At 72.4% G+C, this 25679-nt stretch carries 26 protein-coding genes; 10 read left to right on the forward strand and 16 right to left on the reverse strand.

Annotated features, from left to right (window positions below; genetic code table 11):
- Window positions 1-22: 22 nt before the first annotated feature.
- The 4 genes from WQ53_RS07290 to WQ53_RS07305 all read left to right on the forward strand — a co-directional run bounded on the left by WQ53_RS07290 (window position 23) and on the right by WQ53_RS07305 (window position 2801).
- Complete coding sequence (locus tag WQ53_RS07290) at window positions 23-760, forward strand: SDR family oxidoreductase (protein ID WP_052631529.1); 738 nt, start codon at window positions 23-25, stop codon at window positions 758-760.
- 397 nt (window positions 761-1157) lie between these two features.
- Window positions 1158-1562, forward strand: coding sequence for a hypothetical protein (locus tag WQ53_RS07295; protein WP_052631530.1), 405 nt, complete (start codon window positions 1158-1160; stop codon window positions 1560-1562).
- A 48-nt stretch (window positions 1563-1610) separates the two neighbouring features.
- Entirely contained in the window at window positions 1611-2087 is a 477-nt protein-coding gene (gene trmL / locus WQ53_RS07300; protein WP_052631531.1) for a tRNA (uridine(34)/cytosine(34)/5-carboxymethylaminomethyluridine(34)-2'-O)-methyltransferase TrmL, read from the forward strand.
- A gap of 159 nt (window positions 2088-2246) precedes the next feature.
- On the forward strand, window positions 2247-2801 hold the full coding sequence (locus tag WQ53_RS07305; RefSeq protein ID WP_052631532.1) for an Ax21 family protein: 555 nt from the start codon (window positions 2247-2249) through the stop codon (window positions 2799-2801).
- Between the two features lie 144 nt (window positions 2802-2945).
- On the opposite strand, the gene WQ53_RS07310 is transcribed toward WQ53_RS07305, so the two are convergent.
- The 5 genes from WQ53_RS07310 to WQ53_RS07330 all read right to left on the reverse strand — a co-directional run bounded on the left by WQ53_RS07310 (window position 2946) and on the right by WQ53_RS07330 (window position 6037).
- Window positions 2946-3980, reverse strand: a complete 1035-nt coding sequence (locus WQ53_RS07310; RefSeq protein ID WP_052631533.1) for an NAD(P)H-dependent glycerol-3-phosphate dehydrogenase — start codon at window positions 3978-3980, stop codon at window positions 2946-2948.
- 22 nt (window positions 3981-4002) lie between these two features.
- The gene (gene secB, locus WQ53_RS07315) at window positions 4003-4533 is read right to left on the reverse strand and encodes a protein-export chaperone SecB (protein ID WP_052631534.1); all 531 of its coding nucleotides are present in this window, start codon (window positions 4531-4533) and stop codon (window positions 4003-4005) included.
- Between the two features lie 90 nt (window positions 4534-4623).
- Window positions 4624-5061: a rhodanese-like domain-containing protein gene (locus WQ53_RS07320; protein WP_052631535.1), complete on the reverse strand. Its 438-nt coding sequence runs from the start codon at window positions 5059-5061 to the stop codon at window positions 4624-4626.
- 64 nt (window positions 5062-5125) lie between these two features.
- Window positions 5126-5548 (reverse strand): hypothetical protein, encoded by a 423-nt coding sequence (locus WQ53_RS07325; protein WP_052631536.1) that lies wholly within the window; start codon window positions 5546-5548, stop codon window positions 5126-5128.
- Between the two features lie 33 nt (window positions 5549-5581).
- On the reverse strand, window positions 5582-6037 hold the full coding sequence (locus tag WQ53_RS07330) for a YiiD C-terminal domain-containing protein (RefSeq protein ID WP_052631537.1): 456 nt from the start codon (window positions 6035-6037) through the stop codon (window positions 5582-5584).
- A 55-nt stretch (window positions 6038-6092) separates the two neighbouring features.
- Here WQ53_RS07330 and WQ53_RS07335 point away from each other — a divergent pair, with 55 nt between their 5' ends.
- The 3 genes from WQ53_RS07335 (at window position 6093) to WQ53_RS07345 (ending at window position 9219) form a co-directional block, all read left to right on the forward strand.
- Window positions 6093-6854, forward strand: coding sequence for a uroporphyrinogen-III synthase (locus WQ53_RS07335; RefSeq protein ID WP_052631538.1), 762 nt, complete (start codon window positions 6093-6095; stop codon window positions 6852-6854).
- A gap of 116 nt (window positions 6855-6970) precedes the next feature.
- Complete coding sequence (locus WQ53_RS07340) at window positions 6971-7960, forward strand: uroporphyrinogen-III C-methyltransferase (protein WP_052631539.1); 990 nt, start codon at window positions 6971-6973, stop codon at window positions 7958-7960.
- Window positions 7957-9219: a heme biosynthesis HemY N-terminal domain-containing protein gene (locus WQ53_RS07345; protein WP_052631540.1), complete on the forward strand. Its 1263-nt coding sequence runs from the start codon at window positions 7957-7959 to the stop codon at window positions 9217-9219. The genes WQ53_RS07340 and WQ53_RS07345 overlap by 4 nt, the downstream gene beginning before the upstream one ends.
- A gap of 184 nt (window positions 9220-9403) precedes the next feature.
- Here WQ53_RS07345 and WQ53_RS07350 read toward each other — a convergent pair whose 3' ends face one another.
- The gene (locus WQ53_RS07350; protein ID WP_052631541.1) at window positions 9404-10681 is read right to left on the reverse strand and encodes an acetyl-CoA C-acetyltransferase; all 1278 of its coding nucleotides are present in this window, start codon (window positions 10679-10681) and stop codon (window positions 9404-9406) included.
- Between the two features lie 188 nt (window positions 10682-10869).
- On the opposite strand from WQ53_RS07350, the gene WQ53_RS07355 reads away from it, so the two are divergent.
- Complete coding sequence (locus WQ53_RS07355; protein ID WP_052631542.1) at window positions 10870-11739, forward strand: hypothetical protein; 870 nt, start codon at window positions 10870-10872, stop codon at window positions 11737-11739.
- A gap of 155 nt (window positions 11740-11894) precedes the next feature.
- Here the strand turns inward: WQ53_RS07355 and WQ53_RS07360 are convergent, their stop codons facing one another.
- The 7 genes from WQ53_RS07360 to glnA all read right to left on the reverse strand — a co-directional run bounded on the left by WQ53_RS07360 (window position 11895) and on the right by glnA (window position 20046).
- Window positions 11895-12449, reverse strand: a complete 555-nt coding sequence (locus tag WQ53_RS07360; RefSeq protein ID WP_052631543.1) for a superoxide dismutase family protein — start codon at window positions 12447-12449, stop codon at window positions 11895-11897.
- A gap of 382 nt (window positions 12450-12831) precedes the next feature.
- A complete protein-coding gene (gene ntrC / locus WQ53_RS07365; protein WP_052631544.1) occupies window positions 12832-14280 on the reverse strand; it encodes a nitrogen regulation protein NR(I) in 1449 nt (482 codons plus the stop codon).
- A gap of 10 nt (window positions 14281-14290) precedes the next feature.
- Window positions 14291-15340: a two-component system sensor histidine kinase NtrB gene (locus tag WQ53_RS07370; RefSeq protein WP_173427206.1), complete on the reverse strand. Its 1050-nt coding sequence runs from the start codon at window positions 15338-15340 to the stop codon at window positions 14291-14293.
- 225 nt (window positions 15341-15565) lie between these two features.
- Window positions 15566-16303: an N-acetylmuramoyl-L-alanine amidase gene (locus WQ53_RS07375; protein WP_052631546.1), complete on the reverse strand. Its 738-nt coding sequence runs from the start codon at window positions 16301-16303 to the stop codon at window positions 15566-15568.
- Between the two features lie 216 nt (window positions 16304-16519).
- Window positions 16520-17977: an ammonium transporter gene (locus WQ53_RS07380; protein ID WP_052631547.1), complete on the reverse strand. Its 1458-nt coding sequence runs from the start codon at window positions 17975-17977 to the stop codon at window positions 16520-16522.
- Between the two features lie 18 nt (window positions 17978-17995).
- Window positions 17996-18334 carry a P-II family nitrogen regulator gene (locus WQ53_RS07385; RefSeq protein ID WP_052631548.1) on the reverse strand — a complete coding sequence of 113 codons (339 nt, stop codon included), beginning with the start codon at window positions 18332-18334 and terminating at the stop codon, window positions 17996-17998.
- A 302-nt stretch (window positions 18335-18636) separates the two neighbouring features.
- Entirely contained in the window at window positions 18637-20046 is a 1410-nt protein-coding gene (gene glnA / locus WQ53_RS07390) for a type I glutamate--ammonia ligase (RefSeq protein ID WP_052631549.1), read from the reverse strand.
- A 223-nt stretch (window positions 20047-20269) separates the two neighbouring features.
- On the opposite strand from glnA, the gene WQ53_RS07395 reads away from it, so the two are divergent.
- Window positions 20270-21064, forward strand: a complete 795-nt coding sequence (locus WQ53_RS07395; protein WP_052633968.1) for an undecaprenyl-diphosphate phosphatase — start codon at window positions 20270-20272, stop codon at window positions 21062-21064.
- A gap of 117 nt (window positions 21065-21181) precedes the next feature.
- Entirely contained in the window at window positions 21182-22015 is an 834-nt protein-coding gene (locus tag WQ53_RS07400) for an META and DUF4377 domain-containing protein (RefSeq protein WP_052633969.1), read from the forward strand.
- 43 nt (window positions 22016-22058) lie between these two features.
- On the opposite strand, the gene WQ53_RS07405 is transcribed toward WQ53_RS07400, so the two are convergent.
- The 3 genes from WQ53_RS07405 to WQ53_RS07415 are packed head-to-tail and all read right to left on the reverse strand — an operon-like array spanning window position 22059 to window position 25653.
- Window positions 22059-22934 carry a hypothetical protein gene (locus tag WQ53_RS07405; RefSeq protein ID WP_052631550.1) on the reverse strand — a complete coding sequence of 292 codons (876 nt, stop codon included), beginning with the start codon at window positions 22932-22934 and terminating at the stop codon, window positions 22059-22061.
- Between the two features lie 14 nt (window positions 22935-22948).
- Complete coding sequence (locus WQ53_RS07410) at window positions 22949-23563, reverse strand: YbhB/YbcL family Raf kinase inhibitor-like protein (RefSeq protein ID WP_052631551.1); 615 nt, start codon at window positions 23561-23563, stop codon at window positions 22949-22951.
- Window positions 23564-23583: 20 nt separating this feature from the next.
- Window positions 23584-25653: a tetratricopeptide repeat protein gene (locus WQ53_RS07415; RefSeq protein ID WP_052631552.1), complete on the reverse strand. Its 2070-nt coding sequence runs from the start codon at window positions 25651-25653 to the stop codon at window positions 23584-23586.
- Between the last annotated feature and the right edge of the window lie 26 nt (window positions 25654-25679).

Consider the following 25679-nt stretch of genomic DNA (forward strand, 5'->3'; position numbering starts at 1 on the left):
CCATGCCGGCCCGGAGGCGCAGATGCCGCAGTCCGTCGAAGCCGATCGCCACTGCCTGGTCACCGGGGCCAACCGCGGCCTGGGCCTGGAGTTCGTCCGCCAGCTGCTGGCGCGCGGCGATCGCGTGGTCGCCGCCTGCCGCCAGCCCGGCCGCGCCACCGCCCTGAATACGCTCGCCGGCGAGTACCCGGGGCGGCTGCACGTGCTACCGCTGGACGTGGCCAGTGCGCGCAGCCGCGACGAGCTGGTGCGGGAACTGCCGCTGGTCCTGGACGATGCACGCCTGGGCCTGCTGCTCAACAACGCCGGCGTGCTGCACGGCGGCGAGCGCTTCGGCCAGGTCGCCGAGTCCGACCTGGAGACCAGCCTGCGCACCAACGCCGTCGGTCCGTTCCTGCTCACCCAGGCGCTCGCGCCGCTGCTGGCCGACGCCGAGAGCGCGCGACCGGGTGCGGTGGTGGCCAACCTGTCTTCCGAGATCGGCTCGATCGCCCGCCGCCAGGAATTCCGCACGCCCAGCTACGCCATCGGCAAGGCCGCGCAGAACATGGGCAGCGTGCTGCTGGCGCAGGCCCTGGCGTCGCGCGGCATCCGCGTGGTGGCGCTGCATCCGGGCTGGGTGCGCACCGACATGGGCGGCGCGCAGGCCACGCTGCCGGCCGAGGAAGCGGTGGCGGAGCTGCTGCAGGTGATCGGCCGCCTCGAAGCCGGGGCAACCGGCCTGTTCCTCGACCGCCACGGACAACCCGTGCCCTGGTGATGCAGGCGCGGGATCCCGCGCCCCGGAACGTCCATCTCCGTCCGCACCCCGCTGGCCCGTCACCTGGCAACGGCGCGGCCTGGCCGCGCCTGGGCGCCTGCAAGCCCCGTCAGGGCTGCCGGAAACGCCGCTTCGGACCGGAATCCAAGGACCCAGGAAGCTCGGGCGGACGTCCGCGGCGCGGCGCGGACACCGCGGACGCACCGCGAATTCCTTGAATTTCAAAAAGATACGGTTGGCACGCCGTATGCGTTGCTCTGGGGCAGGCAAGCAACGTCCAGCCAAATACTGAACGTCAAGTGAACCAAAGCGGGGAATTTTGAACTTTCCCTTGCGCTTGCTGATTAGGTGTATTACTTTACTACCACACCACCGCTACACATCACTGGAGCACGCCATGAACGCCAAGACCCTGTCCGCCGCGATGAGCCTGATCCTGTCGCTGGCCGCCCTGTCCGCCACCGCCGCCGACAACGCTCGTGTCGACCACATCGTCGACCTGCCGACCGTCACCGTCCAGCCCGACGCCGGCCTGCGCGCCGAACTGGCCTCCGCCGCCATGGTCGGCCACGTCGTCGACCTGCCGACCGTCACCGTCCGCCCCGATGCCGCACTGCGCACCGAGTTGATGGCCCGGACCGCCGTGGCCCGCATCGTCGACCTGCCGGCCGTGCACGTGCGTCCGACCGCCGAGCAGCTGGCCGATCGCGCCGCCGTCGTCGCCGCCGAGCAGGCCCAGGCCCTGACCGCGCAGCTGGGCACGACCCTGCTGGCCGAGACCCTGGCCGTCGCCCTGCCCTGACCGCCGCACCCGCGCGGCGGCAGGCAGGGCCCGCATACAATCGCCGCGATGTCCGACCCTGTTTTCGACGTCTTGCTGTACCAGCCGGAGATCCCGCCCAACACGGGCAACGTGATCCGGCTCTGCGCCAATACCGGCGCGCGCCTGCACCTCATCGAGCCGCTCGGGTTCGCGATGGAGGACAAGCAGCTGCGGCGCGCCGGGCTGGACTACCACGAGTACGCCCGCGTGCAGGTGCACGCCAGCCTGGACGCCGCGCTCGACGCGGTCCGGCCAGCCCGCCTGTTCGCGCTGAGCACCCGCGGCCAGGTGCGCCATGACCAGCCGCGCTACGCCGACGGCGACGCGTTCCTGTTCGGCCCGGAAACCCGCGGCCTGCCGCAGGAAACGCTGGACGCGATCCCGCCGGAGCAGCGCCTGCGCCTGCCGATGCGGCCGGGCAACCGCAGCCTCAACCTGTCCAATGCGGTGGCGGTGGTGGTGTTCGAGGCCTGGCGCCAGCACGGTTTCACCGGCGCCGGCTGAGCGGTACGCGCGATGGGCCGGAAGTTCCCGGTTGCCACGATCAATTAATGTACCAGTCAGTTTGATATTCAGGCTGGATTGAGGGCTGCCGCGAATAATTACCCACACCGGTCGGCATAAAGGATCGGTCTACCAAACGACATAGAGGTCGATAGAACAATGAAGAAGTCCTTGCTTGCCCTGACCCTGCTGGTCGCCGCCCCGTTCGCCGCTTCGGCCGCCGAGGGCGTGTCCTGGAACTACGTCGAGGGCGGTTACGCCGCGACCAATGCCGACCGCGGCGACGCCGACGGCTGGGGCCTGAACGGCTCGGTCGCCATCGCCCCGAACTTCCACGTCTTCGGCGCCTACAGCAACCAGGAGATCGACAACACCTCGATCGACTTCGACCAGTGGCGCGTGGGCGTGGGCTACCACCGCGAGATCGCCCCGGCCGCCGACCTGGTCACCCGCGTGGCCTACGAGAAGCTCGACGCCGGCCGCGGCTTCGACCACGACGGCTGGAGCGCGGAGGTCGGCGTGCGCGGCGCGCTGGCCCCGAACTTCGAAGGCTACGTGATGGCCGGCTACGAGAACGGCGACTACTACGGCGGCGAGTTCTACGGCCGCCTCGGCGCCCAGGCCAAGTTCAACCAGAACTGGGGCGTCAGCGGCGACGTGAAGTTCATCGACGGCGACACCCAGTGGTTCGTCGGCCCGCGCTTCAGCTGGTAGGCCCGCGGCCGATCAAGAGTGCGAAAGCCGGGAGCGGTACCTCTCTCCCTGTTCCCGGCTTGCTTTGCTGGCGTGTTCCCTCCCCCCACGCCAGTCCCCGGAGCCCGGCGCAAGCCGGGCTCTTCTTGTGTCCGGCCGGGAAGCTCAGCGGAACAACGTATCCGGATACTCCGGCTTCTGTTCCCGCGCCAGCAGCTGCCGCAGGCCGTCGACCGGGGTGATCTCCCCGTGCAGCACCGCCTGCACGCCGGCCGAAATCGGCAGTTCGATGCCGTGGCGGCCGGCCAGGCGCATCACCTCGTCGGCGGTCTGCACCGACTCGACCACCTGGCCGATCTCGCGGATCGCCTCGTCCATCGCCTGGCCGCGGCCCAGGGCCAGGCCCAGGCGGCGGTTGCGCGACAGGTCGCCGGTGCAGGTCAGCACCAGGTCGCCCAGCCCGGCCAAGCCCATCAGCGTTTCCGGGCGCGCGCCGATCGCCGCGGCCAGGCGCAGCATCTCGTTGAGCCCGCGGGTGATCAGGCCGGCGCGGGCGTTCAGGCCCAGCTCCATGCCGTCGGCCACGCCGGTGGCCACCGCCAGCACGTTCTTCATCGCCCCGCCCAGTTCGGCGCCGACCATGTCGTTGCCGGTGTAGGCACGGAAGGCCGGGCCGTGCAGCGCGTCGGCCACCTTCTGGGCGAACTCCGCGTCGGCGCCGTGCACGGTCACCGCGGTCGGCAGGCCCAGCGCGACCTCCTTGGCGAAGGACGGGCCGGTGACCACCGCCAGCGGCACCTCGGGACCGAGCACGTCCTCGGCGACTTCGTGCAGGAAACGGCCCGAACCGGGCTCGAAGCCCTTGGTCGCCCAGGCCACGCCGGCACCGGCCGGCAGTAGCGGCTTGAGTGCGTGCAGGGTCTCGGTGAAGGCGTGCGAGGGCACCACCACCAGCACCCAGTGGCAGCCGGCGAGGGCTTCGGCCAGGTCGGTGGTGGCGCGCAGCGCGGCCGGCAGTTCGATGCCGGGCAGGTAGCGCGGGTTCTGGTGGTCGCGGTCGATCGCCGCGACCATCGCCGGGTCCCGGCCCCACAGGGTGGTGGCCAGGCCGTTGCGCGCGGCCAGGGTGGCCAGCGCCGTACCCCAGGAACCGGCGCCCAGGACCGCCAGGGTGTCGGGCACGGCAACTCCCGCGGTCATGGGCCGGCGCCGGGTTCCGGGATCAGGCGTTGCCGACCGGCTCGGCAGCGGCGGCTTCGTCGGTCGCGGCGGCCTGCTGCTGGCGCTGGCGCAGGGTCTCGGCGTACAGCGCGTCGAAGTTGATCGGCTGCAGCAGGAACGGCGGGAAGCCACCGGCCTGGATCAGCTCGCCGACGGTCTGGCGCACGTACGGGAACAGGATGTTCGGGCACTGGGTGCCCAGCAGCACGTCGATCGCCTGCGGCTGCAGGCCGACCAGGCCGAACACGCCGGCCTGCTCCACTTCGGCCACGTAGGCGGTCTTGTCGCCGACCTTGCAGGTCAGGGTGACGGTCAGCACGACCTCGAACAGGGCCTCGTTCAGGCGCTGCACGCGCTGGTTGAGGTTGAGCTGCAGGTCCGGCTGGCCCTGCTCGCTGAAGATCGCCGGCGCACCGGGAGCCTCGAAGGAAACGTCCTTGACGTAGATCTTCTCGACGCTGAAAGCGGGGCCAGCGGCAGCGGCGTCCTGCTGGGCGGGGGCGGCAGCGCCGTTGGTGGTTTCGTCGGACATTTCACAAACTCCAGGAATACTTGAGGAACGATCAGCGCGATCGGGAAGAACCCCGGATTATGGCACGCCCGCGCGGGCGTGGCAGGGCGGTCAGGCGCGGCCCTTGACCAGCGGCAGCCCGGCCGCATCCCAGGCGGCGGTGCCGCCGTCGAGCCAGTAGACCTGCTCGAAACCGGCCTTCTTGAGCTTCCTGGCGGCGGTGGCCGAGGCCATGCCGTTGCGGCACACCAGCACCACCGGCGACTGCTTCCTGGCAGCCAGCAGCTTGCCCTGCGGGTCGAACTGGCTGGGGATCAGGTTGCGGCTGCCCGGGATGTGGCCCTTCTCGAAGTCGCCGATCGCCGACAGGTCCACCACCAGCGCGTTCTCCTGGTTGACCAGGGTGGTCAGGCCGGCCGGCTTGAGCGCCTTGTAGCCGCGGAACAGGCGGGCGACCTCGGTGTAGACGATGGCCACGGTCAGGCCCGCCAGTGCCAGCGACAGCATCGGGTGGCGGCCGAAGAAGGCCATCAGGGTCTCGAAATTCACGGCGGTCCGGAGCGGCAGCGGGAAAGGGCGGCGATTGTCGCACAGGCGCCCGCCGGCGCCGACGCTAGCTGCCGTCCCAGAAGTCCGGCAGTCCGGCCACCTGCCACCAGCGCTTGGCCTGGGGATCCCAGCGCCAGCGTTCCTGGTAGCGGACGGTGCGCTCGGCCTGGGTGTGGCGGTTGACCACGCCGATCTCGACCGTGCGCACCACGGTACCGTCGTCCAGCGCGCCGTTGCCGCCCTCGCGATAGCTGGAAACCTGCAGCTGGCGATAGCGTTCCAGCTCCAGGTCGGTCAGCGGATGCTCGGCGCGCACGGCCGGGTCGACCAGTTGCCAGGCCGCCTCGAAGTCGCTCCAGCGCACCGCCGAGGCGAAGGCCGACTGGACCTGTTCGAGCTTGGACCGCTGGCGAGCGCCGACCGCGTCCGCCGGCGCGGCCAGGACCGTCAGCAGGACGAACAGCAACAGGGACAGGAGGGCGCGCATCGGAGCCATGCTAGCAGGACCGGCGCCCGTGCCTCATCCGCGTGCCAGGGCCACGAAGCGGCCGCTGAAACGGGTCGCCTCGCCACCGTCGGGCAGGCGCACGCAGGCGGCGATCCGGCAGCGCGCGCGGCCGCGCTGGCGGAAGGTGGCCACGAAGGTGGCCCAGTCGCCCTCCTCCAGCCAGGCCTCGGCGAGCAGCGCGTCCTCCAGCGGCGCCAGGTAGCGGACCTGGCTGTCGGCGACGTAGACGTCGGCCGCCAGCCCGGCGCCGGCCAGGCGCCGGGTGGCCAGGCCCCAGCCGGCCAGGGTCATCAGCGAGACCAGGCTGCCGCCAAAGGCCGAGCCCTTGTCGTTGACGTTGGGCGCCAGCGGCGCGCGCAGCTGCAGGCGGCCGTCGGACTCGCCGAGCACTTCGACCTGCATCGACCGTACCTGCGGGATCGATTGCAGGTGCGCGCGCAGCGCGTCCAGGGAGTCGTTCGGTTGCATCGTGTTCCGTGGGAGATGCGCGCGGCGTCGCGCGCGGGGCCCGCATAATGCCGCAATGCCCGCGCCACGTCCGCCCGCCTGGTACCTGGTCTCGCTGCGTGCGCAGGGCGAGCATGCCGCGCTGCGCCGCGCCGCCGCGCGCCACGGCGGCGGCCTGCTGCCGCTGTCGCCGTGGCGGCTGCAACCCCGGCAGGACGCGGCCAGCCGCCAGGCGCTCGAACGCGCCCTGCAGGCGCCGGTGCTGGTATTCACCAGTCCGGCGGCGGTGCGCGCGGCGGCGGCGCTGGTCCGGCTCGACCCGCGGCCGGACCAGCACTGGCTGGCAGTGGGCGCCGGCACCGCCGCGGCCCTGCGCCGCGCCGGCATCGCCGGGACGCAGGCCCCGGCCCGGATGGACAGCGAGGGCCTGCTGGCGATGCCGGCGCTGGCGGCGGCTGGCCAGGTCGGCCTGGTCACCGCGCCGGAAGGCCGTGGCCTGCTCGCCGCCACGCTCGCCGCACGCGGCGTCGCGATCGAACGTGCCGACGTCTACGAACGCGTGCCGCTGCCGTTGCGCGCATCGGCCCTGGCCCGGCTGGCGGCGCTGGATGCCCCGGCCGGCCTGGCCCTGAGCAGCGGCCAGGCATTGCGCATGGTGCTGACCAGCCTGCCCCCCGACCTGCAGGCGCGGTTGCGGCAGGCGACGGCGGTGGTGGCCAGCCAGCGCCTGGCCGACCTCGCCGGCGAACTGGGCTGGCGGCGGATCGTGCTCGCCGGCAGCCCCCGCCCGGCGGCGCTGGCCGGTACCGCCGCGCAGGCGGTCGCGACCAAGGTCTGAACCACGCGCCGCTTGCGGCTGCGGGGACGCCAAGCGATGCTTTCGCACAGGGCCGCCAGTGCGAAACGCGTCACGGTTGACTGGGCGAAGGCGGCCACCCGCACAAGGATGCTGCCGTGAACGATGTTTCCGCCGCCGCCCCCCGCCGCGTCCCCTGGCGCGTGCTCGTGCCGGCCCTGCTGGTGCTGGCGCTCGGCGTGGCCGGCTGGTCCGGCTGGCGCCACTGGCAGGAACGCGCGCAGCAGGCGCAGGAACGCGCGCAGGAGGACGCTCGCCAGATCGACGCGCTCGGCCAGCGCCTGGATACGCTGCGCGGCGACCTGCGCGCGCAGGGCCGCCTGCTGCAGGATGCGGCCGCCTCCAACCGCATCCTGCGCGACGAAGTGCTCGGCCTGGGCCAGCGCAACGCGCTGCTGGAGGACGCCGTCGCCCGGCTCGACGCCAGCGCGCGCGAAGGCCACCAGGCGCTGCGCCTGGACGAGGCCGAACTGCTGCTGGTGCTGGGCGCCCAGCGCCTGCACGTGGCCGGCGACCTGGACGGCGCGCGCCGCGCCTACGCGCTGGCCGCCGGCGTGCTGGACCGCCTCGACGACCCGGCGGTGCGCAACCTGCGCCAGGCCCTGGCCGCCGAGCGCGATGCGCTCGATGCGCTGGGCCCGGGGCCGCGCGCCGAAGCACTGCAGCGACTGCAGGCGCTGGAGGCCAGGCTCGCCGGACTGCCGCACGAAGTGCCCGCCGCCGACACCTCGGCCGCGAAGCGGCCGCTGTGGCAGCGCCTGCTTTCGCCACTGCTGGAGATCCGCCCGGCCGGCGGCCATGCACTGATGGCCGACGCCGAACGTCGCGAGGGCGAGGACGCCTTGCAGGTCGAGCTGACCCTGGCCCGCGCCGCGCTCGAGCGCGGCGACGTTGACGGTTTCCACACCGCGCTGAACCGCAGCGCGCGGTGGATCGGCCGGTTGTGGCCCGATTCACCCGCGCTGCGCGAGGTTCGCGGCGAACTGGAATCGTTGCGCGAAGCGCCGCTGCAGCCGCAGTCGCCGCTGCTCGACAGCACCCTGCAGCAGCTGCGCGCCGTGCGCGACGGGAAGGAGGCCGGCAGATGAAACCCTATCGTTGGCTCGTGGCCATGCTGGTGGTCGCCGTGCTCGGCGTGATCGGCGCGCAATGGCTGGCGCAGCAGGAGCAGTCCGGACTGGGCCAGGTGATCGTGCGCACCGGCGGCTACGACTACAGCACCACCTTGCCGCGCGCGATGCTGCTGCTGGTGCTGGCGTGGCTGGCGCTGGGTTTCCTGTGGTCGCTGCTGCGCCTGCCGTTCCGGGCATGGGGCCGCTACCGCGAGCGCCAGGGCCGCGCGCGCCTGATCGAAGGTCTGCGCGCGCTGCAGGGCGGGCACTGGCTGCGCGCCGAGCGCCTGCTGGCCGGCGCGGTCGACGATCCGGAAGTCGGCGCGATTGCCGCCGCCGCCGCGGTGCGCGCCGCCGACGGCCGTGGCGACGAAGCCGCCGCGCAGGCTTGGCTGACCGCGCTGGCCGCGCGCGATCCGGCCGCGCACGCGATGCTGTCGGCCGAGCGCCTGCTCGAACGCGGCCTGCCGGTGGACGCGATCAACGCCCTGGACGTGGCGACCGCGCAGCCGCTGCCGCCGCGCGGCCTGCTGCTGCGCGTGCGTGCGCTGCAGGCGATCGGCCGCGCCGGCGAGGCCTATGGTCTGCTCGGCGCGCTGCGCCAGCAGGCAGCGTTGCCGGAAGCGGACCTGGCGCGGCTGGAGATGGAGCTGGCCACCGGCTCGCTGCGCGAAGCCGCCGACGCCAACCTGCTGGCCGAATACTGGGAGGCCATGCCCAAGCCGCTGCGCACCGAGCCAGTGGTGGTCGCCGCCTACGCCGAGCGCGCCGCCGCGCTGCGCTGGGACGAGGCCGCGCTGCGCCACCTCGAGCAGGCGCTGGACGCGCGCTGGGACGAATCGCTGGCCGACCTGTACGGCCGCCTCGCGATCGGCCACGTCGACTCGCGCCGCGCCAGCGCCCAGCGCTGGCTGCAGGCGCACCCGGCCAGCCCCGCGCTGCTGGTGACCCTGGCGCGGCTGGCGCGCAAGCAGGGCCAGTGGCTGCAGGCCCAGGACTTCCTGCACCGCGCCCTGGCCCAGGGCGCCGGCGCCGACGCCTGGGAAGAGATGGGTGCCGGCTTCGCCGCCGCCGGCGACGAGGCGCTGGCCCGCCGTGCCTACGCCAACGCCCTGCACGCCGCGCGCGGCGAGGCGGCCGAGGAACTGCCCGGCCGCGACCTGCGCGAGAAGATCTACGACCGCGCCGTGGTCGAGGACCGCGACGAACACGGCATCCCGCGGCTCAAGGAGTAACCAGCCCCGTCGTTCAGGCGAATGCCGGGACCCAGTGCCTTACCTTTAGCGGACGCCTGTTGACCCGCCGAAAGCGGAAGTCGCTGGGTCCCGGCATTCGCCGGGACGACGGGAGTCGGGAACGCGTGGATGCCGGCGCACTCGCGCCGCCACACGTGGCCGCGAACCAGCGGCGGACGGTGGCTCAGCGCTCGACGATCGCCACCACGCCCATGCCGCCGGCGGTGCAGATCGAGATCAGCGCGCGGCCGCCACCGCGCTCTTCGAGCTGCTTGGCGGCCGTCGCCACCACCCGCGCGCCGGTGGCGGCGAAGGGATGACCGGTGGCCAGCGAGGAGCCGACCGGGTTGATCTTCTCCGGGTCGATCCGGCCCAGCGGCGCGTCCAGGCCGAGGCGGTTGCGGCAGTAGTCCTCGCTCTCCCAGGCGCGCAGCGTGCACAGCACCTGCGCGGCGAAGGCCTCGTGGATCTCGTACAGGTCGAAGTCCTGCAGGGTCAGGCCGTTGCGCTTGAGCATCTCCGGCACGGCCACGGTCGGCGCCATCAGCAAGCCTTCGCCGTGGACGAAGTCCACCGCGGCCACGTGCGCGTCCTTCAGGTAGGCCAACGGCTCGTGGCCGCGGCTGCGCGCCCACTCCTGGGACGCCAGCAGCACCGCCGCGGCGCCGTCGGTGAGCGGGGTCGAATTGGCCGCGGTCAGGGTGCCGCGGCCGGAGACCTTGTCGAACGCCGGCTTGAGCGTGGCCAGCTTCTCCAGGGTGGTGTCCGGGCGCAGGATGTTGTCGCGCTCCACCCCGCGGAACGGCGCGATCAGGTCGGCGAAGAAACCGCGCTCGTAGGCCGCGGCCAGCTTGCGGTGCGAGGACACCGCCCACTCGTCCTGCGAGTCGCGCGCGATGTTCCACTGCTTGGCCATGTCCTCGCAGTGGTCGCCCATGCTCTTGCCGGTGCGCGGCTCGGCCACGCCGGGGAAATCGGGCTTGAGCTCGGCGAACTTGAAGCCCTTGAACGCGGCGATCTTGTCCTTGGTGGTCTTGGCCCGGTTGGCCGCCAGCAGGCGCGCGCGCAGCTTCCTGCCATAGACGATTGGCACGTCGGAGGTGGTGTCCGAACCGCCGCCGATGCCCGACTCGATCTGCCCGGCCGCGATCTTGTTGGCGATGGTGACGATCGAATCCAGGCTGGTGCCGCAGGCGCGCTGCAGGGTGATGCCCGGGGTGAGCGGCGACAGGCCCGACGACAGCGCCGCCTCGCGGCCCAGGTTCCAGTCCGACGAGTGCTTGATCACCGCACCCATCGCCACCTCGCCCAGCTGCTGGCCGTGCAGGCCGAAGCGCTCGACCAGCGCGCCCAGGGTCCGCACCGACATGCCGAGGTTGCCGACGTCCGCGTAGGCGGTGTTCTGGCGGCAGAACGGGATGCGGACGCCGCCGAGGATGGCGACGGGACGGGCGGCTGGCATGGGGCTACCTCAAGCAGAGTCCATTCGTGGGGGGCGGCCTGCATACGCGGCCGAATGCATAATGCGAGTGTAGCCCCGACCCGTCAGGCGGCCAATGATCCAGACCTACCCCGGCATGAATGGAGTTCCCGCGCACCGGCCCGGTGTGCGCCGCATCCCGCGGGCTACCCGCCCGGGGAGGCGCACGCATGGCTGAGGTCGCGTTCAAGGGCGTGTTCGCGCTGGAACTGGCCGGCGGTGCCGCACCGGAGCTGGCGGCGTTGCCGCCGGAACAGGCCGGCGAGCTGGCTGCCCGCGTCGGCCGCGACCTGGCCGCGCTGGTCGAGGGCGTGGCCGGACTGGACCTGGTGCTGGCGGCGGCGCATTTCGACCCGGCCGAGGCGCTGCGCCCGGACTGGCCGCTGCACCGGCGGCTGCAGGAGTTGCAGGCGCGCGCGCCCGGGCGCGGCGAGGGACCGCGCGTGCTCGCCTTCGGCGCCGATGCCATCGGCGGGGTGCCGCTGCCGCTGCAGGCCGATCCGGCGCTGGCTGGCGGCGGCCTGCGCGTGCTGCCGTTCCTGCTGGTCGGCGCGGAAGACGCGGTCGTCGCGGTGGCCGAGGCGCTGGAGGAGAAGCTGCTGGCGCTGGGCATGGCCCAGCCCGACACCGCGCTGGCGGCGCAGGACGGCTTCGCCGCGCGGATCGAGCATGCGCGCTACCTCAGCGCCCACGACCTAGCGGCGATGATGGCGATGCAGTACGACCACCAGGGCCTGGCGCGGCTGTGGAACCTGGTCGAGGCCGCGCTGTTGTCGCCGCGGGCGGTGGAGTGGCTGGACGACGGCCCCGAGCCGCTGCTGCGGCTGGAGGGCGGCGAAGCGCGCCTGGCCCTGTTCGATCCCGCCGCCTGGTGCGTCCACTACGGGCACGGCCAGGGCGATTGCGAGCGCCTGCAGCGGGTGTACGAGCAGTTCCTCGCCCGCCAGCGCCAGTTCGCCGCGGTGCTCGAGGCGCACGGCATCCCCGTGCTGTACGTGCACTGCAACGGCCGCGACGACGCCCGCGAGCTGCTGTTGTAGGAGCCGGGTTCAGCCGGCGACACGGCACGTTGGCGCAGGCGACTCCCTCGTTTTCCCGACGCCCGTGTCGCCGGCTGAACCCGGCTCCTACAACACCACGCGCGCGCGGTTGGAGATGTCCGCCCCGGCATGCGCCCGGGGCGGAATACAACCGCCTACTGCACTACCTTGATCACCCCGCACGCCAGGCGCGCGCCGGCGTTGCCGGTGGGCTGGGTGTGGTAGTCGTCCGGCGCCGCATGCACGATCACCGCGCGGCCGGCGATGTCGTTGCCCGCGCCGCCGCCGAGGGTGACCCCGCGCAGGTGCGCATTGACCTTGGCCACGCCGCCGGCGTCGGAGGCGATGTTGTCCATGTCGCCGGCGTGGTGGCTGGCGGTGCCGGCGCGGCCGTGCGCGCTGTCGGTCGGGTTGAAGTGGGCGCCGGCGCTGGTCGCGTCGACCGCGCTGCAGTCACCCTTCTCGTGCACGTGGAAGCCGAACTGGCCGTTCGGCGTCAGTCCGCCGACCTCGCCGCTGATGTGCACGCCGTCGCCCATCGGCGCCAGGGTCAGCTTGCCGCTCACCCGGCTGCCGGAGGCCGAGGCGAGCACCGCGGTGGCCTGCTGCGCGGTGCTGACCGGCGCGGGCGCCGCCGGCGGCGGCGGCGGCGGCGTGCTGCTGCAGGCGGCCAGGGCAAGCAGGCCGAACGAAGCGAGGGCGGTGCGCATGGTGGGTCTCCTCGGGGGAATGGCCCATGAGGATACGGGGTGGGCCGGTACACGAAGCATGAAGTCTTGGCCCGATGCCTCGTCCGCACACAGGGCGACGTGGACTGGACTCCGGCCCGGCTGGATGGATCGGCTTCGTGCGGAGCACCCGCCCACCGTCGTCCCGGCGCAGGCCGGGACCCGGCGTCTTTCGCCCGCGATCCGCACCGATGCCGCGCGTTGCGATTGGTACCGGGCAAAGGCGTTGGTCTCCGGCGTGTCATGGACGCCGGCATCGGGCATGCCGATGCGAAGCAAAGTCACTGGGTCCCGGCCTGCGCCGGGACGACGGCGGTGGAAATCGCGCGCACTACGGTCCGACGGCGGCCACACATCGAACCGCTCAGCGCCGCTTGCGCCCCGGCCCGAGCTTGCGGGTGACCGTGTTGCGGCCCACGCCCAGCAGTGCGGCCGCCTCGACCCGGCGGCCGCCGGTGTGCCGCAGCGCCGCGTTGAGCAGGGCCTGGTCGAAGCGGTCGCGCGCCTCGGCATGCAGGTCGCGCGCGCCGGCCTGCAGGCAGGCCAGCGCCCACTGCCCGAGCTGGCGGTCCCACTCGCCCGGGGCGTCGGCCGCGGTGGCCGGCGCGCTTCCCGGCGCAGGCGCCTGCACCCCGTCCAGGTCGTCGACGGTGATGGTTTCGCCCGGCGCCAGCGCGGCCAGGCGCCAGCACAGGTTCTGCAGCTCGCGCACGTTGCCCGGCCAGTCCATCGCCTGCAGCGCGGCCAGCGCCGCCGGGTCGAAGCGCTTGGAGCCGGCGCCGAGCTTGCGCGCGGCGCGGTGCAGGAAGGTCTCGGCCAGCAGCGGGATGTCGCTGCGGCGCTCGCGCAACGACGGGATCTGCAGCCGCACCACGTTGAGCCGGTGCAGCAGGTCGGCGCGGAAGCGGCCTTGCTGGACCAGCGTCTCCAGGTCCTGGTGGGTGGCGGCGATCACCCGCACGTCGACCCGGATCAGTTCGCGCCCGCCGACCCGGAAGAACTCGCCCTCGGCCAGCACCCGCAGCAGGCGGGTCTGCAGCGAGGCCGGCATGTCGCCGATCTCGTCGAGGAACAGGGTGCCGCCGTCGGCCTGCTCGAAGCGGCCGACGTGGCGCCTGGAAGCGCCGGTGAAGGCGCCGGCCTCGTGGCCGAACAGTTCGCTCTCCAGCAGCTCGGCCGGGATCGCGGCGGTGTTGAGCGCGACGAACGGACCCGCCGACCGCGGCGACTCGCGGTGCAGCGCGCTGGCCACCAGTTCCTTGCCGGTGCCGGTCTCGCCGGTGATCAGCACCGACAGCGGCGCCTGCGCCAGGCGGCCGATCGCGCGGAACAGCGCGCGCATGGCCGGGGTATCGCCGATCAGGTCCGGCGCGCCGCCCGCACCCGCGGGCCCGGGCGCCGGTTCCGGTTCGGGCGGCGCGGCCATTCCGGCCGGCAGCGCGCGCGCGGCCAGCGCCACCGCGTCGTCCAGGTCGAACGGCTTGGACAGGAACTCGTGCGCGCCACCGCGGAACGCGCTGGCGGTGCTGGCCACGTCGGTGTAGGCCGACATCACGATCACCGGCAGTTGCGGGTGCGCCGACTTCAGCCGGTCCAGCAGCACCAGGCCGTCATCGCCAGGCATGCGCACGTCGGTGAACAGCAGGTCCGGCGCGCCGCGCACGCGCAGCGCGGCCAATGCGCTGGCCGCGTTCTCGAAGCCGTCGACCTCGTAGCCGGCGTCACGCAGCGCGGTGGCCAGCACGAAGCGGACCGAGCGGTCGTCGTCGACCACCCACACGCGGCGGTTGTCGGCGCTGATGGCCGCGCTCATGTCGGGAAACTCATGGCGACGGTGCTCCTTCGGGTTCGTTCTGCGGCAGCAGCAGGGTGAAGACGGTGTGGCCAGGGCGCGAACGGAAAGTCAGCGAGCCGCGGTGCTCGCGCGCGACCTGGTGGGCCAGGGCCAGGCCCAGGCCGGTGCCCTCGGCGCGACCGCTGACCAGCGGCAGGAACAGGTGCTCGGCCAGTTCCTCGGGCACGCCGCGGCCGTCGTCGACGATCTCCACCCGCAGCGCGCGCGCGTGCAGGTGATCGCGGATATGCAGGCCGCTCTCCACCCGGGTGCGCAGGATGATGGTCGAGGCGCTGGCCTGCAGCGCGTTGCGGACCAGGTTCCACACCGCCTGGGTCAGGCGGTCGGCGTCGCCGGAGAACTCCGGGATGCTGGGATCGTAGTCGCGCTGCACCCGCACCGCCCAGCCGCCTTCGGACTCGGCCAGGCGCAGCACCCGCTCGAGCACGGCATGGATGTTCAGCGGTGCATGCGGGCGCTGCGGCGCCGGCGACATCAGCTGGTCGACCAGCTGGCTGAGGCGGTCGATCTCCGCGCCGATCAGTTCGAGCAGCTCGCGCTCGCCGCTCTCCTCCGGACGCTGGACGGCCCGGCGCGCGAGCAGCTGCGCGGCGCCCTTGAGCCCGGCCAGCGGATTGCGCAGCTCGTGGGCCAGCCCCTTCAGCGCGGCCTGCAGCGCGCCGGGCAGGGACTGCGCCGGGTCGGGCGCGGGAAAGGCCCCGGCCGGGTGCGCCTCCAGCAGCCAGCCGTCGCCGGTGCGGGTGACCCAGCCGTCGGCGAAGCGCGGCTCCTCGCCGGGCATGCCCAGGGCGATCCGGTGCAGGCGCAGCACCTCGCGTTCGTCCTGCTCGAGGAACCGGGCCAGGGCGTCGCCCTCCAGTTCCAGCGCCGCCAGCGGCTGGCCGAGCAGGCGCCGTGGGCCGACCCCGAGCCAGCGCGGGAATGCCGGGTTGGTGCCGACGATGCGCGCCTGCCGGTCCACCCAGGCCACGGGGGTGCCGAGCTGGTCGAGGGTGGGGGCGGGGGCAGTCATATCCATTGCACCAATTTAGTGCAAACGGGTCGCGGCCGCGAGCTGCCGTCATCTCCGCGCAGGCGGGAAACGCTCCACAACAGCGCGAAGCGCTGGTCATCCAGTGTCTCTATCGGCGGCGGCGCAAGTCGCTGGGTCCCCGCCTGCGCGGGGACGACGGTGCGGGGGAATACGGGAATGGGCGCGGCGCGGCGCGGCGGAGCCGGTGAAGGGAACGGTTCGCACACCGGCTCAGCGCAAGCGGCGCGCCTGCAGGACCAGCGAATGCAGGATGCGGTGATCCTCCGCGTCCAGGGTGTCGGCCTCGTCACCGCGATAGTGGCGGCGATAGGCGCGCACGCTGGCGGCGCGGTCGTGCAGCGGGTAGCCGACGGCCTGCAGCGCCAGCCACGGATCGAAGCCGGGCGGCGGCTCGCCGTCGGCCGGGTCGGGCCACAGGCCGAAGCCGGCCTGCGCCAGCCGCGCCCACGGGAACTGCGGCCCGGGATCGCGCTTGCGCGTCGGCGCCAGGTCGGCGTGGGCGATGACTGCATGGCGCGGGATGCGCAGCCGCGTGCACAGGTCCTCGAGCAGGCGCAGCAACGCGTCGATCTGCGCGGGCGGGAACGGTTCAGCACCATCGTTGTCCAGCTCGATGCCGATGGACGCGGAGTTCAGGTCGGCGACCGTGCCCCAGCTGCCGCCGCCGGCGTGCCAGGCGCGGCGCGAATCCTCGACCAGCTGGTACAGGCCGCCGTCGGCGCCGACCAGGTAGTGCGAGCTGACCGGCCCGCCGCTGTTGCGCGTGCGCAGCGTGTGCAGGCTCTGCGCCACCGACTCCTGCTCGGTCGCATGCAGCACGATCAGCACCGCGCGGCGCGCGTCGTGGTTGGGCGACGGTTCCCATTGCGCGATCGGATTGCGCACTGGTGCCTGGGTGCAGGCGCACAGCAGCAGGAGCAGAGCGAGGGATACGCAACGGAAGGCCATGGCCCATTGCAGCGGCAGGCGCGGCGGATGGCAAGCCTGGGCCGTGCCGGCGCGGGGCTCGGGTGCGGGAAAGGAGGGGGAACACAGGTCACCTCGGCGATGGCGGATGCGCTGCGCCCCCTGGCAGCGCGCTTCGCTCGGGATGCGGCCGGCCACGCCGGCCGCATCGTGGGATCCCCCGGCCCGCGGCGGTGCCGCGGGCCGGGGGTTGCCGCATTACGACTCGTAGGCCGACTCGCCGTGCGAGGTGATGTCCAGGCCCACGCGCTCGGACTCCTCGGGCACCCGCAGGCCGACCACGACCTTGGTGACCAGCATCGCCGCCGCGGTGACCACCGCGCACCACAGGATGGTGAACGCGACGCTGATCAGCTGCACCCACACCTGCGCGCCGATCGCCAGGTCGGCCTCGGTGCCGCCCAGGGTCTGGGCGCTGAACACGCCGGTCAGCAGCGCGCCGACGATGCCGCCGATGCCGTGCACGCCGAACACGTCCAGGCTGTCGTCCGCGCCCAGCAGCCGCTTCAGGCCGGTGACGCCCCACACGCAGAGCACGCCGGCGGCCAGGCCGATCACGATCGCGCCCATCGGGCCGACGGTGCCGGCGGCCGGGGTGATGCCGACCAGGCCGGCGATCGCACCGGAGGCCGCGCCCAGCGCCGAGGGCTTGCCCTTGGTCAGCGCTTCCACCACGGTCCAGCCGACCACGCCGGCGGAGGTGGCGACCATGGTGTTGATCATCGCCAGCGACGCGGACGCGTCGGCGGCCAGCGCCGAGCCGGCGTTGAAGCCGAACCAGCCCACCCACAGCAGCGAGGCGCCGACGAAGGTGAACGGCACGCTGTGCGGCTTGATCGCCTCCTTGCCGTAGCCCAGGCGCTTGCCCAGGATCCAGGCGCCCACCAGGCCGGCCACGCCGGCGTTGATGTGCACCACGGTGCCGCCGGCGAAGTCGATCACGCCCTTGTGCGCCAGGAAGCCGCCCTCGCCGCTCCACACCATGTGCACCATCGGCAGGTAGCCGAAGGTCACCCACAGCACCGCGAACAGCAGCACCGCCTTGAACTTGATGCGCTCGGCGAAGGAGCCGACGATCAGCGCGGTGGTGATGCCGGCGAAGGTGGACTGGAACACGATGAACAGGAACTCCGGCAGGCCGCCGGCGTCGGTGTCGGCGACGATCCCGCGCAGGAACGCCTTCTCGGTGAAAGAGCCGAAGAACGCGTTGCCTTCGGTGAATGCCGCGCTGTAGCCGTAGGAGACCCAGACCAGCACCACCACCGAGTACACCACCAGCACCTGCATCAGCACCGACAGCACGTTCTTGGAGCGGACCATGCCGCCGTAGAACAGGGCCAGGCCCGGCACCACCATCAGCAGCACCAGGAAGGTCGAGGTCAGCATCCAGGCGACGTTGCCGCTGTCGAACGCGGGCGCCTCCTCCGCTTCCTCGGCGGCTTCGGCCGCGGCCGCCTGCGGCGCGTCGAACACCGGGGCCAGCGCATCGCCGGGCGCCGGCTCCTCCACCGTTTCGGCGGCGGTTTCGGCGGGCGGCGCCTCCTCTTGGGCCAGGACATTGCCGGACACGCCCAGCGCCAATACCGCGCTGAGCATCATCAGCGTGCATACGGCATAGAACCGGGTTTTCCACCCGGCCAGGAATCGAATGTTCATAGTGGGCTCCGAGTGGGGTTAGAGCGCGTCCGCGCCGATCTCGCCGGTGCGGATGCGGATGACCTGTTCGACCGCGGTGACGAAGATCTTGCCGTCGCCGATCTTGCCGGTGCCGGCCGACTGCTGGATCGCTTCCAGCACCGCGTCCAGGCTCTCGTCGGTGACGACGGTTTCGATCTTGATCTTGGGCAGGAAATCGACGACGTACTCGGCGCCGCGGTACAGCTCGGTATGGCCCTTCTGCCGGCCGAAACCTTTCACTTCGGTCACGGTGATGCCGGACACGCCCGCCTGGGCGAGGGCTTCGCGCACCTCGTCAAGCTTGAACGGCCGGATGATGGCGGTAATCAGTTTCATGTTCGCATCCCGATGGTGGAGGGTCCGGCCGCGCAGGCCGGCGTTCGGAACTGGCGGGAATGCGCCGGGTCCAGACGGACCCGGCGTCCCGTACGACATGGCCGCTCCTTACCGGCGGCGGCGCACCGATTCGCAGGCATGCATCCGACTTCTTGGGGGAGGTCATGCAGGCCCGTGAATCTCTCTCTTGCTTCCCCTGTGTGGCGTGTGGCGTCTTCTTTCTCTCCTTGCAGGCGTCCGCCCCGTCCGGGCGGGCGCCGCCGGTCGCGCGCGGTTCCCCAACCGCGCGCGCCGGTTCTTGCTCAGTTGCCGTAGTACAGCTGGTACTCCAGCGGGTGCGTGGCGGCGCGGAACCTGGTCACTTCCTGCATCTTCAGCGCGATGTAGCCGTCGATGAAATCGTCGCTCATCACCCCGCCGGCCTTGAGGAACTCGCGGTCGGCGTCCAGCGCCTCCAGCGCCTGGTCCAGGCTCGAGCAGACCTGCGGGATCAGCTTCTCCTCTTCCGGCGGCAGGTCGTACAGGTCCTTGTCGCTCGGCGCGCCCGGGTCGATCTGGTTCTTGATGCCGTCCAGGCCGGCCATCATCAGCGCGGTGAAGGTCAGGTAGCCGGACTGCAGCGGATCGGGGAAGCGGATCTCGATGCGGCGCGCCTTCGGGTTGGACACCCACGGGATGCGGCACGAGGCCGAGCGATTGCGCGCCGAGTAGGCCAGCATCACCGGCGCCTCGAAGCCCGGCACCAGGCGCTTGTAGCTGTTGGTGCCGGAGTTGGCGAACGCGTTGATCGCCTTGGCGTGCTTGAAGATGCCGCCGATGTACCACAGCGCCAGCTGCGACAGGCCGCCGTAGCCGTCGCCGGAGAACAGGTTCTTGCCTTCCTTGCCCAGCGACTGGTGCACGTGCATGCCGCTGCCGTTGTCGCCGACGATCGGCTTGGGCATGAAGGTGGCGGTCTTGCCGTTGCGGTGGGCGACGTTCTTGATGATGTACTTCATCGTCAGCAGCTCGTCGGCCTTGCGCACGAGCGTGTTGAACTTGGTGCCGATCTCGCACTGGCCGGCGGTGGCGACCTCGTGGTGGTGGACCTCGACCTCGATGCCGGATTCTTCCAGGGTCTTGCACATCTCGGCGCGGATGTCGTGCAGCGAGTCGGTCGGCGCGACCGGGAAGTAGCCGCCCTTCACGCCCGGGCGGTAGCCGCTGTTGCCGCCTTCGTACTTGGTGCCGCTGTTCCAGGCCGCCTCTTCCGAGTCGATCTTGAAGAAGGTGTTGCCCATCTCGTTGGCGAAGCGGACCGCGTCGAAGATGAAGAACTCCGGCTCCGGGCCGAAGAACGCCAGGTCGGCGATGCCGGACGACTTGAGGTAGGCCTCGGCGCGCTTGGCGATGCCGCGCGGGCAGCGCGAGTAGCCCTGCATCGTGGCCGGGTCGAGCACGTCGCAGGTCAGGATCAGGGTCGGGTCGGCGGTGAACGGATCCAGCACCGCGGTGTCGGCGTCGGGCAGCAGGACCATGTCCGATTCGTTGATGCCCTTCCAGCCGGCGATCGAGCTGCCGTCGAACATCTTGCCGTCCTCGAACAGCGACGGCTCGACGATGCCCACCGGGAAGGTCACGTGCTGCTGCACGCCCCGCATGTCGACGAACCGCAGGTCGACGAACTCGACCTTGTGCTCCTTGATCAGCTTCTCAACGTTTTCCACGGACATCGCTTGCAACCTCGGGGTTGATGGGTACCGAGGGTTTAGCAGGGCCCGTGCCAAGTCGCGGTCGCTCACAAGTCATTGATTTTAATGAACGCCGCGGCCAGAAGCAGCGGCTTTGCACCGATATGGTGCTTCATCGGGGTGCGGCGCAAGAACCAATTTGGTGCAATCCGGTGCGGTGGCCCGGTCGCTTATGCTGTGCACCCCTTCCGCCCGCCACCGTGCCGTGCCCGACCTGCTTGCCGCCCTGCTGTTGGGCATCATCGAAGGCCTCACCGAATTCCTGCCGATCTCCAGCACCGGGCACCTGCTGATCGCCCAGCACTGGCTCGGCCCGCGCTCGGACTTCTTCAACATCGTCATCCAGGCCGGCGCGATCCTGGCGGTGACCCTGGTGTTCCGGCAGCGCCTGTGGGAGCTGGCCACGCAACTGCACGTGCCGGCCCACCGCGACTACGTGGCCAAGATCGCGGTGGCCTTCCTGGTCACCGCCGTGGTCGGCCTGCCGGTGCGGCTGGCCGGCTGGGAGCTGCCCGAGACGGTCACCCCGATCGCCTGGGCGCTGGTCATCGGCGGCCTGTGGATGCTGCTGGCCGAGCACTACGCCGAAAAGCGCGGCGACATCGCCACGGTGAGCTGGAAGGTGGCCGTGCTGGTCGGCCTGGCCCAGGTGGTGGCCGGCGTGTTTCCCGGCACCTCGCGCTCGGCCGCGGCGATCTTCGTGGCGATGCTGGCCGGCACCAGCCGGCGCTCCTCGGCGACCGAGTTCGTGTTCCTGGTCGGCATCCCGACCATGTTCGCCGCCAGCGGCTTCGCCTTTGTCGAACTGGTGCTGGACGACGCGCTCGGCGGCGAGGACTGGACCGCGGTGGCGCTGGCCTTCACCGCGGCCGCGGCGACCGGCTTCGTGGTGGTGCGCTGGCTGATGGGGTATATCAAGGCCCACCGCTTCACCGGCTTCGCGCTCTACCGGATCGTCCTGGGCCTGCTGCTGCTGACCCTGATGCCCGCCGGCAGCTGAGAACCTTCACGCGGGACGAACCCCGGCGGGCGCATCCAGCCGTTGTATCCATGCGCTGTATCCATCTGCCGGCCGGCATGGCCGGCGCCGCCCCGGAGGTTCCGCATGAAACGCCCGCTGTCGTTCTCCCTCGCGCTGCTGCTGCCGCTGGCGATCGCCGCCTGCACCCAGCCGGTGCCCACCGAGCCGCCGGCCGGCGAGCTGCCCGATGCGGCCACGCCCGATCCGGCCGCGCCGCCGACGCTGGCTGCCGGCGACACCGCCGCGCTGCTGCCGGCCCACCACTGGCGGCTCAGCGAGGCCACCGACGCCCAGGGCCAGCGCATCGAGGCGCTGTTCGCGCGTCCGGACCAGCCGCTGCAACTGGACTTCGCCGACGGCCGGCTGGCCGTATCCAACACCTGCAACCGCATGTCCGGCGGCTTCACCATGGACGGCGAGACGCTGACCCTCAGCCCGATGGCCTCGACCATGATGGCCTGCCCCGATCCGAAGCTGTCCGCACTGGACGCGGAAGTCGGCAATCGGCTCACCGGCGCGCTGACCGTGGCCACCACCACCGGCGACGCGCCCGAGCTGGTACTGACCAACGCCGCCGGCGACCGCCTGGTGTTCCAGGGCACGCCTACCCCGGCCACCCGCTTCGGCGCGGCGCCCGAGCGCGTGTTCCTGGAGGTCGCCTCCGAGACCAAGCCATGCAGCCACCCGCTGATCCCGGACAAGCAGTGCCTGCAGGTCCGCGAGATCCGCTTCGACGAGAACGGCCTGCGCGCCGGCGAGCCGGGCGAGTGGCAGAACTTCTACGACGAGATCGAGGGCTTCACCCACCAGCCGGGCGTGCGCAACGTGCTGCGCATCGACCGCTACACCCGCCAGGACGTGCCGGCCGACGCCTCGCGCTACGCCTACGTGCTGGACCTGGTGGTCGAGAGCGAGCAGGTGCGGCGCTGACGTCCGCTTCCGCGCCGGCCCGCCTGGCGCGGGTCGGCGTGGATCAGTACTTGCTCGCCGGCCGCATGGCCTCTTCCATGCCGGCGCATCGTTCCGCGTCGGCGAGGCCGGTGCGCGCGCCCAGGCGGTCGACCAGCGAGACGTAGTAGAAGCCGTCCCGCATTTCCCGTTCCGCCGCGCTCGCCGCGGGCGGTTCGCCGAGCCTGAGCTCCAGTGCGGCCAGCGCATCGCCGAGACGCTCGGCGTCGGTGACGAACAGGCGGACGACGTCCTGCGGATGCCGGAGCCCGAGCAGGTCGATCGTCCGGTCGAGCTCCGTGGACAGGCGTCCGGCATTGGCCAGGTCGTAATACTGCCGCTCGGCGACGTACGCGGAAAACTCCGCCCGGCAAGCGGGATCGCGCGCCACACCGTCGCGCTGGTCGAGCACGTGCGACAGCTCGTGGACCAGGAACACGCCGGCCCACGGTCCGGTCATCGGGTCGGGACGGATGCGGACGGCGTGGATGCCGTCCAGATCCAGCGTCGTCAAGGTCGGCATGGGCACGGCGAGGAGCGGGTGCCCGCGGTCGAGCACCAGTCCCCATACGCCATCCCTGCGGCCCGGGTCGATGGCGACGATCGAACCGTCGGCGGTGATCCGCCCCCACGACAGCAGCGGATACAGCTCGTGCCGGATGCGCCGCAGCCGCTCCGGCACCGCCTCGCCGCGTTGCTCGGCGGCATCGATCTGCCGCATGGCCTGCGCCACCGCGCCGCGGTGCAGGTCCACGGCCTGCAGGGCGTCGAACGCATCCCCGGCCGGTTCCGCCGCGCCCCCGGCGCCGGAAGCGACCGCAAGCGCCAGGCACGCCAGCACCCCAAGCAGGCGCGAGCCGCCGCGCGCCGCGGTCCCCCGGCCGGAAGCGGATGCAGCCAACCTGGACCGGCGCGTCAGCCGCGCAGCGCCGGATTCAGGGTGTAGGTGCCGTATACCGACGCCTCGGCCAGGACGTGGCCGTGCGCCGCGCGCAGCACATCCGCGGCACTGAAGCGCTCCGGCAGTTCCAGCGCGGCCACGTCCAGCGCGAACAGGCGGAAGAAGTAGCGGTGCAGGCGCTGGTCGTTGAACGGCGGGTACGGACCGTCGTAGCCGCGGTAGTCGCCGCCCAGCTGCGCGTCGCCAGCGAACCAGCCGGTGTAGTCGTTCAGGCCCTGGCGCGCGCCGGGTGGACCGGCCGGTGCCTGCTTGCCCCTGGCGGTGACGCCGTCGCTGCAGCTGCCGGCGGCGAGCTGGCGCACGTCGGCGGCGATGTCGGCCGCCGCCCAGTGCACGAACTCCGTGCGCGGCTGCTCGACCGGGATCTCCACGTCCTCGCGCCCGACCATCTCCGCCACCGTCGGCACGTCCGGGTCGATGCACAGCAGGGCGAAGGACCGGGTGCCATCGGGGACCTCGTCCCAGGCCAGGTGCGGGTTGCGGTTGCCGGCGAAGCCGTCCGGCTGGCCCATGGCGAATTCCGCCGGAATCGGCCCGCGGTGCTCGAAACTCTCGCTCCAGATGCGCATGCGCTGCTCCTCGCGGTGGCTCAGGCCTCAGGGTAGCCCAGCCGCGCCGCCACCGGCGCCAGCCGCGCGAACGGCACGGCCAGCACCTCGGCATAGGCGCGCCAGCGGCCCGGCGGCAGGCGCCGCGGTACCGGCGCCGGGAGCGGCAGCTGGATGCCCAGCGCCTGCCCGACCAGCGCGGCCAGCGCCGGGGGTGAATCCAGTACGTCGTCCACGCGCAGCAGCAGGTGCGGATACGGGCTCTGCTCGTGCAGCTCGGCGACCTGTTCCAGGCCTTGCGCCAGCCAGTCGGCGGCGGCGGCCGGCGACTCCAGCGCCAGCGGCACCGGCGAACCGGTCGCCAGCCAGTCCAGCAGCATGTCGCGCGGGTCGCGCAGCGTGGTCAGCAGCAGGCCCTCGGGCAGGTGCGGGCACAGTGCCAGCAGCAGGGCGTTGTCCCACCACGGCAGCCAGTCGACCACGTTGCCGTCGTCGACGCCGCGCAACGGCAGCTGCTCGCGCCACTGCGCGACCAGCGCAGCCGGGTCCAGCTGGCCATCGCGCAGCGCGCGCGCGGCCAGCGGCGACTGCAGCGGGTCGGCGGGCGGAGCGGAACCGAAGCGGTCGTGGCGCACCGGCCCGCCGGCGCCCGCCAGCGTCTCGACCACGCGCTCGATGCCCGAGCCCGGCAGGCCCCAGACCAGCAGCGGCCGCGATTCGGCGGAAGCGGGCGTGGCCAGGATCGGCCAACCGTCGGCGCCCAGTCCCACGTATTCCGGCAGCGGCAGGCGGCCGGTGCGGAAATCGCCATGGAGGGATTGCCATTCCGCCAGCGCCTCGGCCGGCCGGCCGGCGCGGTCGAGCAGGTGGCCGAGCCAGCTGCGCACGGCCGCCTGCCCCCCCTCCGCCGACGGCCGGACGAGCATGGCGCGCACGCGCGCCAGCGCCGCATCGGGATCGTCGACGAACAGCGACTCGACCAGGAACTGTTCGGCCGCCGGATGCCCGGCCTGCAACTCGAGCAGGCGCCGGGCGCAGCGCTCCACGCCTTCCCGGTCGCCCGCGCGGTCGCGGGCGAACAGCGCAGTCTCCAGCGCCGGCACGTGCTCCGGCATGGCCTGCAGCCAGCGCTCCAGGACCCGCTCGCCTTCCGCGGTACCGGCCGGTTCCAGCGCCAGGCGTGCGGCCCACAGGTCGCCCACCTCGCGCGAGGTCGCCAGCGCGGCCTCCAGCGTGGCCACCGCGTCATCGCGGTCGCCGCGCTCGCGCCACAGGGCCAGCAGGCCGCCCAGCACCACCCGGTCGTCCGGCTGCTGCGCCAGGCTGCGGCGCAGCAGCGACATCGCCTGCTCGCCACGCCCGGCCTGCAGTGCGAACAGCCCCGCGCTGCGGCGCAGCGCCGCGGTGTCGGTGGCAGGATCCTCCAGCAGCGGCACCAGCAGGTCGACCGCTTCGTCCGGGCGTCCCTGCGCCGCCGCCAGCTGGGCCAGCACCGGCTGCAGCGCGCGCGCGTCCGGCAGCAGTTCCGCGGTGCGGCGGAACGCCTGTTCGGCGAATGCCCAGTGGCGCTTGGCCAGGTAGCCGAAGCCGAGGGTGGAGAGCAGCTGCGGATCGTCGCGCAGCTGCACGCTGGCGGCCGAGGCCAGCGCCAGCGCGTGGTCGGTGTTGCCGCGGCGCAGCGCCACCAGGGCGTCCAGCGCCACCAGGCGCGGGTCGTCCGCGTCGATGCGCGCGGCGGTGCGGCTGATCCGTTCGGCCTCGTCCAGGTCGTCGCGGGCCAGCGCCATGTGCGCCTGGGCCAGGTACGAGGGCAGGTGGTTCGGGTCCAGGCCCAGGCTCTGGCCGAGCGCCTCGCCGGCCGCACCCGGGTCGCTCGTGCGCAGCAGCAGCAAGGCGCGCTCGAAGTGCAGCCCGGCATCCTCCGGCGCCAGCAGCATCGCCTGGTCCAGTGCGACCAGCGCCGCAGCCGGGTCGCCGGACCGCGCCAGCACGGCCGACAGGATGCGCTGTGCCCTGGCGTCGTCGGGGGCCTGGGCCACCCAGTCCTGGGCCAGGGCCAGGGCCTCGTCGACCGCATCGCGCCGCAGCGCTTCTTGGATCCGTTCCTGCATTTCGGGGGTCTTCAGGGGAAAACCCG

The organism is Pseudoxanthomonas suwonensis (assembly GCF_000972865.1).
Taxonomy (GTDB): Bacteria; Pseudomonadota; Gammaproteobacteria; order Xanthomonadales; family Xanthomonadaceae; genus Pseudoxanthomonas; species Pseudoxanthomonas suwonensis_B.

Excerpts from the sequence above, each read along its gene's own strand:
- WQ53_RS07290 (WP_052631529.1), top strand. The coding sequence starts at position 23 with ATGCCGCAGTCCGTCGAAGCCGATCGCCACTGCCTGGTCACCGGGGCC.
- WQ53_RS07295 (WP_052631530.1), top strand. The coding sequence starts at position 1,158 with ATGAACGCCAAGACCCTGTCCGCCGCGATGAGCCTGATCCTGTCGCTG.
- trmL (WP_052631531.1), top strand. The coding sequence starts at position 1,611 with ATGTCCGACCCTGTTTTCGACGTCTTGCTGTACCAGCCGGAGATCCCG.
- WQ53_RS07305 (WP_052631532.1), top strand. The coding sequence starts at position 2,247 with ATGAAGAAGTCCTTGCTTGCCCTGACCCTGCTGGTCGCCGCCCCGTTC.
- WQ53_RS07310 (WP_052631533.1), bottom strand. The coding sequence starts at position 3,980 with ATGACCGCGGGAGTTGCCGTGCCCGACACCCTGGCGGTCCTGGGCGCC.
- secB (WP_052631534.1), bottom strand. The coding sequence starts at position 4,533 with ATGTCCGACGAAACCACCAACGGCGCTGCCGCCCCCGCCCAGCAGGAC.
- WQ53_RS07325 (WP_052631536.1), bottom strand. The coding sequence starts at position 5,548 with ATGCGCGCCCTCCTGTCCCTGTTGCTGTTCGTCCTGCTGACGGTCCTG.
- WQ53_RS07330 (WP_052631537.1), bottom strand. The coding sequence starts at position 6,037 with ATGCAACCGAACGACTCCCTGGACGCGCTGCGCGCGCACCTGCAATCG.
- WQ53_RS07335 (WP_052631538.1), top strand. The coding sequence starts at position 6,093 with ATGCCCGCGCCACGTCCGCCCGCCTGGTACCTGGTCTCGCTGCGTGCG.
- WQ53_RS07345 (WP_052631540.1), top strand. The coding sequence starts at position 7,957 with ATGAAACCCTATCGTTGGCTCGTGGCCATGCTGGTGGTCGCCGTGCTC.
- WQ53_RS07350 (WP_052631541.1), bottom strand. The coding sequence starts at position 10,681 with ATGCCAGCCGCCCGTCCCGTCGCCATCCTCGGCGGCGTCCGCATCCCG.
- WQ53_RS07355 (WP_052631542.1), top strand. The coding sequence starts at position 10,870 with ATGGCTGAGGTCGCGTTCAAGGGCGTGTTCGCGCTGGAACTGGCCGGC.
- WQ53_RS07360 (WP_052631543.1), bottom strand. The coding sequence starts at position 12,449 with ATGCGCACCGCCCTCGCTTCGTTCGGCCTGCTTGCCCTGGCCGCCTGC.
- ntrC (WP_052631544.1), bottom strand. The coding sequence starts at position 14,280 with ATGAGCGCGGCCATCAGCGCCGACAACCGCCGCGTGTGGGTGGTCGAC.
- WQ53_RS07370 (WP_173427206.1), bottom strand. The coding sequence starts at position 15,340 with ATGGATATGACTGCCCCCGCCCCCACCCTCGACCAGCTCGGCACCCCC.
- WQ53_RS07375 (WP_052631546.1), bottom strand. The coding sequence starts at position 16,303 with ATGGCCTTCCGTTGCGTATCCCTCGCTCTGCTCCTGCTGCTGTGCGCC.
- WQ53_RS07380 (WP_052631547.1), bottom strand. The coding sequence starts at position 17,977 with ATGAACATTCGATTCCTGGCCGGGTGGAAAACCCGGTTCTATGCCGTA.
- WQ53_RS07385 (WP_052631548.1), bottom strand. The coding sequence starts at position 18,334 with ATGAAACTGATTACCGCCATCATCCGGCCGTTCAAGCTTGACGAGGTG.
- glnA (WP_052631549.1), bottom strand. The coding sequence starts at position 20,046 with ATGTCCGTGGAAAACGTTGAGAAGCTGATCAAGGAGCACAAGGTCGAG.
- WQ53_RS07410 (WP_052631551.1), bottom strand. The coding sequence starts at position 23,563 with ATGCGCATCTGGAGCGAGAGTTTCGAGCACCGCGGGCCGATTCCGGCG.
- WQ53_RS07415 (WP_052631552.1), bottom strand. The coding sequence starts at position 25,653 with ATGCAGGAACGGATCCAAGAAGCGCTGCGGCGCGATGCGGTCGACGAG.